This window comes from Pseudomonas sp. SB113, assembly GCF_040754745.1.
Taxonomy (GTDB): Bacteria; Pseudomonadota; Gammaproteobacteria; order Pseudomonadales; family Pseudomonadaceae; genus Aquipseudomonas; species Aquipseudomonas grimontii.
Genome location: NZ_JBFMHW010000011.1, coordinates 83,051 through 97,895 on the forward strand (window position 1 = coordinate 83,051; position 14,845 = coordinate 97,895).

General features: G+C 57.2%; 17 protein-coding genes and 1 tRNA gene. 14 read left to right on the forward strand and 4 right to left on the reverse strand.

Features of this window, described 5'->3' with window-relative positions; translation table 11 throughout:
• Positions 1-2: 2 nt before the first annotated feature.
• From AB1462_RS16345 to AB1462_RS16375, 7 genes are read left to right on the forward strand one after another with little or no spacing between them, the layout of a single operon-like run.
• The gene (locus tag AB1462_RS16345; protein WP_367247345.1) at positions 3-1,661 is read left to right on the forward strand and encodes a phage tail protein; all 1,659 of its coding nucleotides are present in this window, start codon (positions 3-5) and stop codon (positions 1,659-1,661) included.
• 7 nt (positions 1,662-1,668) lie between these two features.
• Positions 1,669-2,376: a hypothetical protein gene (locus tag AB1462_RS16350; protein WP_367247347.1), complete on the forward strand. Its 708-nt coding sequence runs from the start codon at positions 1,669-1,671 to the stop codon at positions 2,374-2,376.
• Positions 2,373-3,275, forward strand: coding sequence for a hypothetical protein (locus AB1462_RS16355; protein ID WP_367247349.1), 903 nt, complete (start codon positions 2,373-2,375; stop codon positions 3,273-3,275). The genes AB1462_RS16350 and AB1462_RS16355 overlap by 4 nt, the downstream gene beginning before the upstream one ends.
• Positions 3,272-3,805, forward strand: coding sequence for a DNA-binding protein (locus AB1462_RS16360; protein WP_367247350.1), 534 nt, complete (start codon positions 3,272-3,274; stop codon positions 3,803-3,805). Before AB1462_RS16355 ends, AB1462_RS16360 begins: the two co-directional genes overlap by 4 nt.
• Positions 3,802-4,494: a hypothetical protein gene (locus AB1462_RS16365; protein WP_367247352.1), complete on the forward strand. Its 693-nt coding sequence runs from the start codon at positions 3,802-3,804 to the stop codon at positions 4,492-4,494. Before AB1462_RS16360 ends, AB1462_RS16365 begins: the two co-directional genes overlap by 4 nt.
• Positions 4,479-5,450, forward strand: coding sequence for a hypothetical protein (locus tag AB1462_RS16370; protein WP_367247354.1), 972 nt, complete (start codon positions 4,479-4,481; stop codon positions 5,448-5,450). Before AB1462_RS16365 ends, AB1462_RS16370 begins: the two co-directional genes overlap by 16 nt.
• A gap of 4 nt (positions 5,451-5,454) precedes the next feature.
• The gene (locus AB1462_RS16375; protein ID WP_367247356.1) at positions 5,455-6,390 is read left to right on the forward strand and encodes a DNA cytosine methyltransferase; all 936 of its coding nucleotides are present in this window, start codon (positions 5,455-5,457) and stop codon (positions 6,388-6,390) included.
• Here AB1462_RS16375 and AB1462_RS16380 read toward each other — a convergent pair.
• Positions 6,378-6,686: a hypothetical protein gene (locus tag AB1462_RS16380; RefSeq protein ID WP_367247358.1), complete on the reverse strand. Its 309-nt coding sequence runs from the start codon at positions 6,684-6,686 to the stop codon at positions 6,378-6,380. The genes AB1462_RS16375 and AB1462_RS16380 overlap by 13 nt on opposite strands.
• Before the next feature lie 159 nt (positions 6,687-6,845).
• Positions 6,846-7,499, reverse strand: coding sequence for a hypothetical protein (locus AB1462_RS16385; RefSeq protein WP_367247394.1), 654 nt, complete (start codon positions 7,497-7,499; stop codon positions 6,846-6,848).
• A gap of 434 nt (positions 7,500-7,933) precedes the next feature.
• On the opposite strand from AB1462_RS16385, the gene AB1462_RS16390 reads away from it, so the two are divergent.
• Both AB1462_RS16390 and AB1462_RS16395 read left to right on the forward strand, forming a co-directional pair.
• Positions 7,934-8,227, forward strand: coding sequence for a DUF1778 domain-containing protein (locus AB1462_RS16390; RefSeq protein ID WP_367247359.1), 294 nt, complete (start codon positions 7,934-7,936; stop codon positions 8,225-8,227).
• Complete coding sequence (locus AB1462_RS16395; protein ID WP_367247360.1) at positions 8,185-8,706, forward strand: hypothetical protein; 522 nt, start codon at positions 8,185-8,187, stop codon at positions 8,704-8,706. Before AB1462_RS16390 ends, AB1462_RS16395 begins: the two co-directional genes overlap by 43 nt.
• Positions 8,707-8,838: 132 nt before the next feature.
• On the opposite strand, the gene AB1462_RS16400 is transcribed toward AB1462_RS16395, so the two are convergent.
• Positions 8,839-9,789, reverse strand: a complete 951-nt coding sequence (locus tag AB1462_RS16400; RefSeq protein ID WP_367247361.1) for a DUF2971 domain-containing protein — start codon at positions 9,787-9,789, stop codon at positions 8,839-8,841.
• Positions 9,790-10,132: 343 nt separating this feature from the next.
• Between AB1462_RS16400 and AB1462_RS16405 the strand changes: the two genes are divergently transcribed.
• Positions 10,133-10,224: transfer RNA gene (locus tag AB1462_RS16405), tRNA-OTHER, on the forward strand.
• A 74-nt stretch (positions 10,225-10,298) separates the two neighbouring features.
• Here the strand turns inward: AB1462_RS16405 and AB1462_RS16410 are convergent.
• Positions 10,299-10,724, reverse strand: a complete 426-nt coding sequence (locus AB1462_RS16410) for a VOC family protein (protein WP_367247362.1) — start codon at positions 10,722-10,724, stop codon at positions 10,299-10,301.
• A 112-nt stretch (positions 10,725-10,836) separates the two neighbouring features.
• Between AB1462_RS16410 and AB1462_RS16415 the strand changes: the two genes are divergently transcribed.
• The 4 genes from AB1462_RS16415 to AB1462_RS16430 all read left to right on the forward strand — a co-directional run bounded on the left by AB1462_RS16415 (position 10,837) and on the right by AB1462_RS16430 (position 14,845).
• Positions 10,837-11,706 carry a LysR family transcriptional regulator gene (locus AB1462_RS16415; protein ID WP_367247363.1) on the forward strand — a complete coding sequence of 290 codons (870 nt, stop codon included), beginning with the start codon at positions 10,837-10,839 and terminating at the stop codon, positions 11,704-11,706.
• 36 nt (positions 11,707-11,742) lie between these two features.
• Complete coding sequence (locus AB1462_RS16420; protein WP_090401795.1) at positions 11,743-12,189, forward strand: Lrp/AsnC family transcriptional regulator; 447 nt, start codon at positions 11,743-11,745, stop codon at positions 12,187-12,189.
• Positions 12,190-12,357: 168 nt separating this feature from the next.
• On the forward strand, positions 12,358-14,040 hold the full coding sequence (locus AB1462_RS16425; RefSeq protein ID WP_367247395.1) for a flavin monoamine oxidase family protein: 1,683 nt from the start codon (positions 12,358-12,360) through the stop codon (positions 14,038-14,040).
• Positions 14,041-14,050: 10 nt separating this feature from the next.
• A complete protein-coding gene (locus AB1462_RS16430) occupies positions 14,051-14,845 on the forward strand; it encodes a carbon-nitrogen hydrolase family protein (RefSeq protein ID WP_090401794.1) in 795 nt (264 codons plus the stop codon).

The following is a 14,845-nucleotide window of genomic DNA, read 5'->3' on the forward strand; positions in this document are numbered from 1 at the left end:
ACATGGCTGCAAGCATTACCCGAGCCGGCGAACAGCTGATCGCCGAGAAGCAAGCTGCTCATGAAGTGCTGCTGGTCAGTCAGTTTGTGCTGGCCTTGGTACCGGATCTTGACCCCACGAGACCTGTGGACCGGGAAGCGCCGAAACCGCCACCCGAGCAAGTCGTGCACACACAGACCTACACCCAGAAAGGTTTCGTGAACCCTAATCAGGTTGTCTACAGCTTGATGATGGGTAGCGATATCGGCGACTTCGACTGGAATTGGATCGGCCTGGAAAGTGGCGAAGGGGTTTTACTGGCAGTCGGGTATGTGCCAGTGCAACAGAAACGCAAGAACCTCCCGCCGCATCAGATCGGCAACAACGTCACGCGTAACATGCTGTTGGTGTTTGACGGCGCCCAGGCGCTGACCGATGTCACCATCGACGCCAGTACCTGGCAGCATGATTTCACCGTGCGGCTGCGGGACATCGATGAACGGGAGCGGCTGGCGAATCGGGATATGTTTGGAAGGGCGTGTTTCTTTGGCGATAGCCTGAAGCTGGTAAAAGTCGGGGATGCCTATCAGCTCAAGCCCGGACAAGTGTACGTCGAAGGTATGCGTATCGAGCGAGCCAACGCTCTACCCACTACTCCGCCTGAACTACCAACCCGAGCTTATCTAGACGTGGCCCTGGTGCGCCAGGAAAACAGTGTGGGGGTTCAATGGTCTGTGGCTTGGGGCGAGAATCTTACCGACTACACAGACACCGCGGATATACAGCACTATTTGATCCCCCTCGCCGACCTACCGGACTCAATCACCGTCACTGACCGACGAGCAGTCGAACCCATTGGCGGGCCGCTAATGCGGTATTTCGCAGCAAGAACCGGAGACTACGAGCAGTTACGGGCTCGCGGAACAACCAAAGCCGACGTAGGACTGGATGAGCTACCCAACGCAAAGAGTGATGATCCGCAGACCAATAGCAGCGAAATTCTTGCCACCACAGCCGCGCTAAACAACCTCAATCAACAGATCAGCGATTCGCTGGTGGGCATGGTCGCGGCGTTTGACCTGACCACCGCCCCACCGGGTTGGCTCAAACGTAACGGCGCAAACGTCTCGCGCACCGTCTATGCGAAGCTGTTCGCCCAGATCGGTACACGCTACGGCGCCGGTGATGGCAGTACCACCTTCAACATTGGCGACAGTCGCGGGCTCTTCCCCCGCGCCTGGGACGACGGACGCGGAATTGATCCCGGGCGCGATCTGGGCAGCACCCAACACAGCCAGAACCTGGCCCATGACCACGTGGCATCGGCAGGTGCAGTGGGCGACCACATGCACGATGCCTCGACCAATGTTCAAGGGGAACACGTGCACACGGCCTCGACTGACGCACAGGGCTCACATAGCCATGGCGTTACGGGCGCAGCTACCGCGCATCGCGACGGTTCATATACGCGACCTGCACTCGGCGGCATCGAAGGAAACGTGCGTACTCAAGACGCAGGGGTACATACCCACAACGTCAGCCTCGGCGCGGCGGGCGGCCATGGTCACACCATCAGCATCGAACGCAACGGCGCTCACTCCCACGCCATCACCGTGAACGCGGCCGGCGGCAATGAGGCTCGCCCCATCAACCAGGCCTTGCTGGTCTGCATCAAGTATTGAGGTCCGCATGTCGTCCAAAACCGTCTATCAGACCGATCACATGGGCCTCTATGTTGGCCCCGCTAACGCGCAAGAATCGCCCTTGGAACCTGGGGTGTTTCTGATCCCTGGTGGGTGTGTTGAAGTGGCGCCACCCGATGCGCCCGAAGGTAAGATCCAAAGCTGGAATGGCAGGCGTTGGCAGTTGCTGGACTACTTCAACGGTTTGATCGTTTACAACACCAATACGGGCGAGCCGCTGACGTTAACCGGCGCCGGGCCGATTCCCAACGGGTACACGCTGTCACGCCCTCAACCTGGTCAGGTATGGAAAAACGGCCGTTGGGTGGATGACCTGGACACGGTGCTGGCCCGGCTGTACCCGCAAAAGTTAGACATGATCAACAGTACATGCGCACGCATGATTGATTCTGGCTTTACGTCGGATGCCTTGGGAGGGTCTTTCCGCTACGACAGTGCACTGGAAGATCAAATGAACCTGACAGGGCTGATCTTAAGCGAGTTTGACGCACCGTACCCGTGCTACGGGGACGATGCGCAAAAGACCTACCGCGAACATACGGCCGAACAGCTCCACACCGTGGGCCTGCATTTGTTGAAGCACAAACAGTCGGCCCTGCAGAAGGCCGACCACCTCAAACGCGAGTTATTAAAAACCCTCACGTTAAGGGATCTCGCCGCTATGCGAGCCATCGAATGGGATGCGCCTGAATGACTTGGACTCCCGTGGCCATGCGATGGCCTGCTCAAGCGACACAGTGGATTGATGACCTGGGGCCGGCCAAAGACCTCGCCGGGACCGAGTTACTGGACACTGCCAAACGACTGGCTGAACTGGATGGACTGGCCACCACCACACCGGGGCCTGTGGGGCCTGCTGCAAAAGCCGCCATCAAAGCCGGACGGGCGGCCATGGCCGGGCAGCTGGGGCAGGTGCCTGCGTGCATGGTGATTACGCCGTTCCAAAGTGGCATTGGCCAGGGGCAGGGGTATCAGCTTTTTCTATCTGGGCCCAATCTATTACGGATGCTCGCCGACAAGCTGCTGGATACCCCCGGTGGGCATGCGTTGGCGCTGATGTTCTTGTCCACGCGCCACGACCAGTTGGCGGATGCACTTTCACGCTTCAGCGCCTTGATGCCAGTGCCCGAGCTGCAACGCACCGAAAAGCGCGCGCGGTATTTGTCACGCCTTGAATCCGAAAAATGGGAGCTGCCGAGTGCCCCTGCCCTGCCCACATGGGGCACCTTGCCCTTGGAGCGCTGCACCGTCACCCAGGCAGCTAAGCGCTCGCTGTCAGGGCAATTGGCTGCACTGGAAAGCTACACCGCAGACAGCTCGCCGCTGGCGGATTTATCCGCCCTCGCCGCGCGCAAGGCAAAGCAGGCCGCCGTGCGGGATCAGCAATTGAAAGATCTGCAGGATCAGTTTGCCAACCCGACACCGGAGACGACGACCGTCGCGCGACTGATCGGCCCTGGGAACGGCAATGAACTGCGCCGACAGTTGTTGGCTGGGTCCGCACCCGGCCATGAATGGGTACTGTGCGCTGGCTTGCTTCTGGTCGGGCCGAATGAGGGCCTGCGCTTTGTGCAGGAGCTGGTGGGCCTGTGACGCTGCTGCTCGATGGTCAGAAGGTCAATGGCAAGTCGCTTAAGGTGACGGCAAACCTACGAATCGAAAGCGGAGATCTGTCGGGCCAGACCAGCAACACCGACAGTGCCCACAAGGGGTTCAAGCCCAAGGCGCTGACGGTTTCGTTACTGATTCCCTACCGCGATCAGCAGCACCTGGTGGACCTCATGCGCCTGGCTGAAACCACGGCCGCCGGCGGACAGCTCAAGACCTACCGCATCGTCAACGATACCGCCGAGGCTTTTGGTGTGCGCCAGGTGATATTCAGCGACACCATCACCGCACGGGAAGACGACAGCCTCGCGGCCTGGCGGGTGCAATTCACCCTGACGGAAAAGCGGTCGAACCCCGAGCGCGTGGAGACGCGTCGCCCGGACAGCAACGTGCATCAGCAAGGCGGTACCGGCGACAGCGTGACGACGCCCTCAGGGGAAGCTGATGAGCCGGAATTGAACGGCTTTGAGCGGATCTTGAAACGCGTGGACGACTACGTGGGACCTGCCCAATGAAGTTGCACAAAGTCGTGCGGATCAATGGTCACCCCTTCGACCTGGTGCACGATGACGTGCGTCTGGCTTTGCACACACCTGGCCGGGCCAGCTTCACGGTCAAATCCCCCACGCCCCTGCGCGGGTTGGTGACGCTCGACCTTGGCTATAACGAAGGGCCGCTGCATCGGCTATTTGTCGGCTTCGTAGGCCAGTGCACCACCGCCAACAGCCAGGAGCAGGTGCTGTTCTGCCGTGAGGTTGCCGCTGTTCTCGACTACCCGCTGCCCATGGCGTTGCGTCATGTCGACTTGCGCGACGTACTGACCGAGGCCAGCCGTCTCACCGGCCTGCGCTTTCGGGTGCCGGACGCGCCCTACGCCCGAGTCCGGACACCCTATTTTTACTCGCTGGCCGGCGGCGTCCAGGCGATGGACAGTCTGGCCCAGGTATTCAAAATCCCGGATTTCGTCTGGCATCAACAGGGCGATGGCGAGGTGTACGTCGGCAGTTGGGCCGACAGCTACTGGGGCGAGCGCCCTCCACTGCAACTGCCCGTGGAACTGTTCGACGGTTACCAGAACAACCAAAGCGCCGAGATTGCCGCCCTCCCCGGCCTGCGTCCTGGCGCGATGATCAACCAAGGCCAGCGCGTCACCGCCATGACGCTGACCGGCCCGCACATGGTACTCAAGTGGAAGACGCCGTAACTCGTATCGTCGAACGGCGCTTCCCGGAATTGGCCGGCGCCTATCACCTGCCGCGCTTTGCGCGCGTCCTGGCCGTGGCCGATCCACCGGCCGCTGCCGGGCTGTGTGATGACTTCCGGCCGCGCTATGCCGTTGATCTTGAGGTGTTGGGCCCGGACGGTGAAGCGGATGCAGATCTGCCGCCATTACTGGGTGTTGCCCTGCCGGTCCCCGGCGGCGGTACCGAGATGGGTTTTTATGCGTTTCCCGAGGAGGGCACCGTCGTGGTGGTCAGCTTTGCCTACGGGCTGCCAAACAAGCCCTTCATCTTGCAGATACTGCCCCACGGCTTGAGCCTGCCCCAAGTACCGAAAGGCGATCAGTTATGGCAGCACAGCGAGGCCGTGCAGCAGCGTGCCGATGCGGAAGGTAATTGGTTGCGGCGGACGGACGCGCGGATCACCGATCAGGCCAGTGAGCGCCAGGTGCTGGCGCTGGAAAACGCAGAGCGGTACCAACTCAGCACCGTGGAGGTGGATGACCACAGCACGGAGTCGGTTGGCGGGATCAAGACCATCGAGGCGCTGGGGGCATTGAAGCTACTGTCCGGCGGATCGGCCAGCCTGGCGGCCGTCGATGACCTGCACCTGGCCACCGGTCGGGACTTGAACATGGTCGTGGGGCAAAAACACAACTCGGCCGTGGGCGGCGACATGCACGAGCAGATCCAGGGCATGCGTAAAAGCGTGGCCGCCATGGGGCAGCGCCTGATGGCGAGCAAAACATGGCTGGGCTCCGAAGACGTCAACGTGCTGCAGGTGCTGTGTGACCTGATCGACCTGGTGCAGCAGATGAACGTCGCCATCACCGCGCACAAACACGGCCCGACACCGCCGCCGGATAACGCGGCTGAATTCACGACACATGCAGCGTCTGCCACGGCGCAAGCCGCAAAACTTAAACCCATCACCGAGTGAATGAATGCAACAACCCACCATTGGCAGCCTGTTCGCAGGCATCGGAGGCTTTGATGTCGGATTTGAAAACGCCGGATACCGCACCGCCTGGCAAGTCGAACTCAACCCCATCAACCGGGCTGTGCTTGCCGATCGATTTCCCCATGCACGCCAATTTGAAGACGTGCGCAAATGCGGGGCTCACAACCTGTCTGCCGTCGATGTCATCACTGCCGGATTCCCCTGCCAGGACATCAGCATCGCCGGATGCAGGGAAAGCAATCGCGCGACCCGAGGCCTGCAAGGCGAACGCAGCGGACTGTTTTGGGAAGTCATACGAATCCTCAAGGAAACACAACCTCGCTGGGTGGTCCTTGAGAACGTCGTTAACCTGCTCGCTGTCAACGATAGCCGCGACTTTGAAACAGTCATCCGGGCCCTTGCGGACTGCGGGTATGTGGGATTTTGGCGAGTGCTTAATGCTCAATATTTCGGAGTCCCCCAGCAGCGTCGTCGCGTATTCCTGGTCGCAGGTTATCGACGCATGCCCCCCATCCAGCTCCTGGCTGACGCCGCGCCAGTGGACGCAATATCTCCAGCGTCTCAATCGCAGCACTGGCCACGGCCCGCGGATGCCTGGGCTGCCAATACTCTATTGGCAAACAAAGCCGGATCGCAGATCGCTATGGGCTGTACCACTCTCGTCGCTCACCCGCACGGATGGAATCAGATTGCTGAGCGGCAGCGAGCGGCTGAAAATGGTTGGCTTTGCTTCGGACTGGATGCGGCCAACCTTGCGGAGGCTTTTGATATCGGAAATTCCGTTGTTACGCAGGTGGCGGAGTGGGTTAGGCGGGGGTTGACGGAGGGTGAGCGAAACGCAAAGCTGCCTTTCGAACTCTACGTGTCAAGGCAATGGCGCCCGTATAGACGGACGCCATTTGAAAATTACGCGTTATAGGTTGCGTACTCGCTGAACCTTTTTTCAACCACTCGCTCAATCGCTATGTTGTTTCCGATCTGGGCGACATAGTCAATGCGCGTGGGCTTGAACTCAATTGCGGCCTCAGTCAGCACGCGAGCGATATCTGCCACTGCATCGCGCTCATCTTGCTCGGTATGTCCCATTTTATTGAATACCCATACCGTGTCTACGCGAGCCAACTTGGTCCAACCCTTGGCAGCCAGCAGCTTGTAAAACTCATCACGTTGAGATTCAGCGTTCACAAGGTCCAGAGAGACCATTACTCGGATCATTCAGTAAATTCCTTTTTGGGATTCTGCGCCGGATGTAGCGTCAGTTATTAATAATCATGGCTGGCGGATCTAATCCAAGGCAATCAGAAATATCCTGAATGACCGCTTTACTGAGAAAAAGGCGTCTCCCAAATGACGATGTCGTTAGACATGGACTACTCAAAACCTGATGCGTAACAACGTTCGCCAAACATTTTTCAGCGGCGCCAATTTATGCTTTCGCCAATTGCGCTCCCACCATTCATCGTCGTTTGTCGCGCACACTTCTATATTGCTGCCTGTCAGGGCAGCGGGTTGCTGACGAAACAGCATTGGGAACACGCAGTGCTGCTTGATCTTGCGCTTGAACATGACATCTACGGGCACGCCGCTGTACGGTGTCTCAGCTAATATCCTGCAGCCTTCGCGCGAAAGGATGTACGCGTGAAGCGCCGCCACCCTCCCCCGCGCAATGAATGGGAACCAGGTCAACCAGGTACGGCCCATGGTGTAGCCCAGGTGAAGGACTTCAAAAGGGCGATGACGTATGAATCGGTTGATCCATCCGACTTGTCGAGTACCGAGCTTGTAAGGCTTTGCGTCGTCTTCGAATATCAAAACGCGCTCCCAACCAGCAGACAGTGCTTTGATCGCAACAGCCTGGTGTGACTCATAACTGCCACGGACGGGGTCCGCGCAGGGCTCCACGATAAGGAACTCGACGTGGTTACAGATGAGCGGGGTCACCGTTTGCTGGAACAGTTCTCGCCTATCGGAGCGCGCGGCTAACGAAATGCAGAATGCATGATTAACGTCGAAGAAAATGCGATGAATACTGGAGTTTTGACCAGTAGATTCACTCCCTAAAAATCCCACAAAAATGTCCTGCTAGCCCGCTACAGCCCAATGCCGAGGGAGCCACCATGATCGGTGCGACCCTACTTTTGGGTATGCCAGAAATTTCCCAAACCTGTGTGGCCTGAAAATGATGCCCCTCACCGATCCTTTGCCTGAACACGGGTGCGGATTGAAAATCAAGGTCAAAGAGGTTGACGCGTATATCTAAAAGCTACACGCGTATAGACATTAGCTACACAATCAATGTAAGATCCGTCGAAGGGCAAACCTCATAGCCCTGAACCTCAAACGCTAGATCTCACTAAATGAAGGGACTTCACAATGAAAACAACTACATGCGAGCGTCGCACACTCACGTCATAAGGAGGCGAAAGATCTAAAAACCTAACCAGCCTATAGGCGGTAAAAACATGACTGCAAATATTGAAAGCATTGAAAGATCCAAGCCCGTCCCGATCAACATGAGAGCGGACGAAAGAAAACGGAACCTGATCGATTTGGCAGCTGCTATGTCCGGTCGCGATCGAACCAGCTTTATCTTGGAGGCCGCTTGCCAAAAAGCGGAAGAAGTCATCCTAGATAAACGGCTGTTCCTTCTCGATGACGTTGCATTTGACGCATTTGAACAGGCCATGGAAGCCAACCCAATACGAGGTAACGAATGCCTACGTCAACTTCTCGAAAGACCCAAACGGTGGAGCTAAGCGCTCCAGAAAAGCTGGCCGACGAACACATCCTGGATCAATTCGATTCTGGTGAACCGTCAATTAACGATTATCTGCAAAGGCAGGCGCGTAGAGCTCAAGCCGCCAAACAGGCGGTTGTTTACGTCGTCTGCCGTAAGGACACCTCAATCGTCATGGGTTACTACACCCTGTCGAGTGGTTCCATCGCACGCGAGAATGTCGTTCCGAAAAGCCATCAACGCAATTCACCAAGCATCCATCCAGTGACCCTGCTAGGCCGTATGGGAATCACTCACGCGGCTCAAGGTCAGGGTTTTGCGATCGACCTGCTGCAAGATGCTATTGAGCGTGCAATCAGCGCTTCCAATACCATCGGTTCCAGCGCATTGATTGTTCACCCGCTGAATGAACGCCTGTCGAGCTTCTATACCAAATACGCAGGATTTATACCGTGCCCGGGACTTTCTCCCATTACGCTGATGCTGCCGCTCCGGTAGTCGCTCATGAGGTAATGCCAAACCCGCTATAGCTCTCGCGATAGCGGGTTATTTTATTTTCATAAAATTAGTTTCATCGTCTTAATGACAACTATGTCTACTACTCAAAAAAGTGCGCTTGTGGACTAAATGTCATAAGGGGGCAAGCACTGCCTCCATGGAAAATTTATGTGGCACCAATCGCATACGAAACACTGGCACCCCGGCTGTATGAGCCTCTCTAACAACCAGTGCCTCATCCTCGTCACTAATTTTCGAACCAAGATAGACAGCTTTTAACGGAGCTATAAGATTTCTCGCTGGATCATTAGGACCATCTATTAGTACTAAGCGCCACTCCTCCTCATAAGCCCAATCAGGGGATTTATGAAGCGCAGCAACCAAACCGAATAAATTATTAAAACTTTGTCCTGGCATCACTCCCCGCAAGAGCTCAGACGCATTAAACACTCCACTATATCTAACAGGCCACAGAGACAATCCTAGAAGGTCCTTTGGGGGCAACCGTTGAAAATCATACTCCATAGCAAACCCAGTATGGTTTTTAGCGTAGTGCGCCCAGAGTGGTAGAGAATCGAGCCTTTCCGTTAATGAGCAAATCTTGTAAGAGTTTTGGAGAAGGTAGTTCATCTTATTCACTGTTTCCGCAGCAAACTTCGCATGACCCGACGTCAAAACTTCGCAAAGAGCATTCAACTCACCATCGCCAAGCTCAGCTTTATCAGTTTGAGTCGGAATATGTTTGATCAATTCACGAATGGGATCTTTGGCTGACAAAATAATCTGCCGATCGCTGACGGATAAGTCTTTGAAGTACTCGAGCAATGACTCAACATATGAATGACCAAAGTCGGGATCGAAATCTACAGCCGAATCGTATGGATCATTAAACCTACTGGCAAACGTCAGATGTAGCGTAGATTCTCTAAGATTATTTAAAGAATACTTATTTACCTCTCTAATTTTGTATAGCGACTTAGGGAAGTTTTTATATTTTAGATCTTGCGCCGCCGAAATATTTTCAAGTGGCAAAGATCGCGAACCTATCAATTTAATTAAATCTTCAACCCACTCTCTCGACATATATGCCCCCTCGACAACTGAAAATATAGCTTACGCCTTCATTCTACAGTGAACCCCAAAACGACCTTCCTGAGCCAGCGTAGCCCAGTACCTGTTAATCAGAGCCAAGAAACGCACTTTTCCCCCTCCCGCCGACGGACATCTCATGTTCGTTTTGTGAAATTCGAAAAGGAGCGAAGCTAGCAGCTTGATTCAGCGCTGCTGAAGGATGACGTGCAGATAGTGGATTTCGCGTCGTGAAACGTGATGAAGGAGGGGGAAGTACTGGACGATTTTTCCGTCCACATACCGTCCACACCAGAAGGTAATATTTTCAGAAACTGCCCGCATATATCCCGTAAAACCGTAATACCCCAGTGGTTTAACTGTCGCTATTAATTTTTATTTGGACTCATAATCCTTTGGTCCACGGTTCAAGTCCGTGTGGGCCCACCAACTCCAAAGCCGCGCATTGCGCGGCTTTTGTGTGTCTGGCACAAACGTTTTGCGAGGCAGGGCTGCCTGCAACCTTACTTCGCAAACAACTGCCCAATATCCCTGAACGCCTTGAACTCCAGCGCATTGCCGCACGGGTCGAACAGGAACAATGTCGCCTGTTCCCCCACCTGCCCCTTGAACCGAATATGCGGCTCCAACACGAACGTCGTCTGCCGCGCCTGTAGACGCTCTGCCAGGGCGTGCCAATCTTCCCAGCCCAGCACCACGCCAAAGTGCGGTACAGGTACGTCGTGGCCGTCGACAGCGTTGGTGTGGACGGCTTCCTGGGAGGCGGTTTTCGGGTGTTCGTGGATCACCAGTTGATGGCCGAAGAAGTTGAAGTCAACCCAGTGTTCGCTGGAGCGGCCCTCCTCCAACCCAAAGACGTCGCCGTAGAAGTGCCGTGCAGCGGCGAGATCGAATACCGGAATTGCCAGGTGAAAGGGCGCGAGTGTCATCAGTTCAAACCTCTATGGGCGTTAGTCGCCCTGAGTTTAGCCTTGCTGCCAACGATGAAAAGACGATAGTTTTTGCGTCGAGCTCAAAAAAATTCGATGAATCGAGACGCCCATGCTGCGTGAATTGAAGACCTTTATTGCGGTAATGCGCCACGGCACGTTCGCGGCAGCGGGGATGCATATCGGGCTGACGCAGTCAGCGGTGAGTGCGCAGATACGTCAGTTGGAGCAAGCACTGGGCGTGCAGTTATTCGACCGCACTGGCCGCCAGGCCACACTGAATGCCGCCGGTTTGCGCGCATTGCCCTTGGCCAAGGAGATTCTGGAGACCTTCAACCGCATGGCGGTGCCGGTGAATGCCAATGAATACCGGGGCGAGTTGAAAGTCGGCGCCATCACCACCGCTCAAACCGGTTTGTTGCCCCACGCGCTAGTGCGTTTGCGCCAAGCAGCGCCAACGGTTGAGTGTAAGGTGGTGCCTGGCGTATCCCTGGAGCTGTTGAGCCAGGTCGACGCCGCAGAGCTGGATTCGGCGATTATCATTCGCCCGCCCTTCGACCTGCCCAAGGAGTTGTACGTGCAGGTGCTGCGCAAGGAGCCGTTCGTGTTGGTTGTGCCGAACACATTGGCAGGCGATGACCCTTTGCAACTGCTCAACACCCAGCCCCATGTGCGCTATGACCGTGCTTCGTTTGGCGGCCGGCTCGTGAGCCGGTTTCTGCGCGAGCAGAAGCTTGATGTGCAAGTGGCGCTGGAGTTGGATGAACTGGAAGCCATCGTCAGGATGGTGGAATGTGGCCTGGGTGTGTCGTTGATTCCAAAGGCAGGCCTGTGGCTGGAACGCTCGCCTCAAGTAAGAATAATCCCGCTAGGCAAGCTGACATTTTACCGCGAGATCATCCTGCTGAGCCGCTACAGCCAACGTCATCTGCCGGTGCCACAACTGTTTGCCCGCTGCCTGCTGGCCGATCCAAGCCTGTAACATCCGTTCCCATTGCCGCCCGTCATGGAGCCTCACGTGCCTGTTCTAGATGAAATTGATCGCCAGTTGATCGCCGCATTGCAGATCAATGCCCGCGAAAGCGTGGCCATGCTTGCCCGGCAGTTGGGCATCGCGCGCACGACGGTGACGTCGCGCCTTGCGCGCCTGGAGAAAACCCAGGTAATCACCGGTTACGGTGTGCGCCTGGGCCAACGTGTGGCGGATGGCGGCTTGCAGGCCTATGTAGGGATCACCGTGCAACCGCGCTCGGGCAAAGAAGTGCTGCGCAGGCTGAGCGCCATGGCCCAGGTTCAACAACTGTGCGCGGTGAGCGGTGAGTTCGATTACGTCGCCTGGCTGCGCACCGACTCGCCGGAGCAACTCGATCAATTGCTGGACCAGATCGGCAGTGTCGATGGCGTGGAGAAAACCACCACCTCGATCATCCTCAGTAACAAATTGGATCGCGGGCAGCCAACCTGATCACCAACCTCGTCACTATGACTAAAAACAATCCAATCCGACGACACTTTGCGTCTTATTAACGAACGCAACGCTCCCTAAACTGGCTGCCATCTTTTCCTATACTCAGCGGGTCACTTCCCGCCGAGTCGTCAGCAAGGGCCCGCCATGAGCATTCCGTCCAGCACCATCAGCAAGACCAATCGCCACCCTGCAGACGGTAAAAAACCCATCACCATCTTTGGCCCGGATTTCCCGTTTGCCTTTGATGACTGGATCGAACACCCGGCTGGACTCGGCAGTATCCCCGCCGCCAACCATGGCGCTGAAGTGGCCATCGTCGGCGCCGGTATCGCCGGGCTGGTCGCCGCCTACGAATTGATGAAGCTGGGCCTCAAACCCGTGGTGTATGAAGCTTCGAAGATGGGCGGGCGCTTGCGCTCCCAAGCCTTTGAAGGCGCCGAAGGCATCATTGCCGAGCTGGGCGGCATGCGCTTCCCGGTGTCGTCCACCGCGTTCTATCACTACGTCGACAAGCTGGGCCTGGAAACCAAACCCTTCCCCAACCCGCTGACGCCAGCTTCCGGCAGTACGGTGATCGATCTGGAAGGCCAGACGCACTACGCACAAAAGCTGTCCGATTTGCCTGCGCTGTTCCAGGAAGTGGCTGACGCCTGGGCCGATGCCCTGGAAGCCGGCTCGCAATTCGGCGACATCCAGCAAGCCATCCGCGACCGTGATGTACCGCGCCTCAAGGCGTTGTGGAACAAGCTGGTGCCATTGTGGGACGACCGCACCTTCTACGACTTCGTGGCGACCTCCAAGGCCTTCGCAAAATTATCGTTTCACCACCGCGAAGTGTTTGGCCAAGTGGGTTTTGGCACCGGTGGCTGGGACTCGGATTTCCCCAACTCGATGCTGGAGATCTTCCGTGTGGTGATGACCAACTGCGACGACCACCAACATTTGGTCGTCGGCGGCGTTGCCCAGGTGCCGATGGGCATCTGGCGCCACGTGCCGGAACGATGCGCCCACTGGCCCGCCGGTACCAGCCTGAGTTCGCTGCACCGCGGTGCACCACGGGCCGGGGTTAAACGCATCGCCCATGCTGCCGATGGCCGTTTCGCGGTGACCGACAACTACGGCGATACCCGCGAATACGCCGCCGTGCTCACCACCTGCCAAAGCTGGCTGCTGACCACCCAGATCGAGTGCGATGAAACACTGTTCTCGCAAAAGATGTGGATGGCCCTGGACCGTACGCGCTACATGCAATCGTCGAAGACCTTCGTGATGGTCGACCGCCCGTTCTGGAAAGACAAAGACCCGGAGACCGGCCGCGACCTGATGAGCATGACCCTCACCGATCGCCTCACTCGCGGCACTTACCTTTTCGACAACGGCGACGATAAACCAGGGGTGATCTGCCTGTCGTACTCGTGGATGAGCGACGCACTGAAAATGCTCCCGCAGCCCATCGATAAGCGGGTGAAACTGGCGCTGAACGCCTTGAACAAGATCTACCCGAAAGTCGACATCAAGGCGCGCATCATCGGCGACCCGATCACCGTGTCCTGGGAAGCCGACCCGCATTTCCTTGGGGCCTTCAAAGGCGCGTTGCCCGGCCACTATCGCTATAACCAGCGCATGTATGCGCATTTCATGCAGAAGGACATGCCCGCTGAACAGCGTGGGATTTTTATCGCCGGTGACGACGTATCCTGGACCCCTGCGTGGGTGGAGGGTGCGGTGCAAACCTCACTGAACGCGGTATGGGGCATCATGACCCACTTTGGCGGCAGCACTCACCCCGAGAACCCGGGGCCGGGTGATGTGTTTGATGAGATCGGGCCGATTGCCCTGGCTGACTAAGGAGTTGAACATGCGCGTCGCCCTGTACCAATGCCCGCCGTTGCCGCTGGATGTCGCGGGCAACCTCAAGCGTCTGCACCAGCTGGCGCATGAAGCCTGCGGTGCGGATGTGCTGGTGCTGCCGGAGATGTTTCTCAGCGGCTACAACATTGGCACCGAGGCGGTTGGGGCACTGGCCGAGGCCCAGGATGGGGCGTCGGCGCAGGCGATTGCCGAACTGGCGCAAAGCGCCGGCCTGGCGATTCTGTACGGCTATCCGGAGCGGGCCGAAGACGGGCAGATCTACAACGCCGTGCAATTGATCGACGCCCACGGCCAGCGCCTGTGCAACTACCGCAAGACCCATCTGTTCGGCGATCTGGATCACTCGATGTTCAGTGCCGGCGACGATGATTTCCCCCTGGTGGAGCTCAACGGATGGAAGCTGGGGTTCTTGATCTGCTATGACCTCGAGTTCCCGGAAAACACCCGACGCCTGGCCCTGGCCGGTGCCGAGCTGATCCTGGTGCCCACCGCCAATATGGTGCCGTTCGACTTCGTCGCCGACGTCACCGTGCGGGCGCGGGCCTTCGAAAACCAGTGCTACGTGGCCTACGCCAATTACTGCGGGCACGAAGGCGAGATTCAGTACTGTGGGCAAAGCAGCATTGCCGCGCCGGATGGCCAGCGAATCGCCCAGGCGGGCCTGGATGAAGCCTTGATTGTCGGGACACTGAACCGGCAATCGATCCTCGACGCCCGCGCCGCCAACCACTACCTGCAAGACCGGCGTCCCGAGCTTTACGGCCCGCTGCACAAGCCCTGA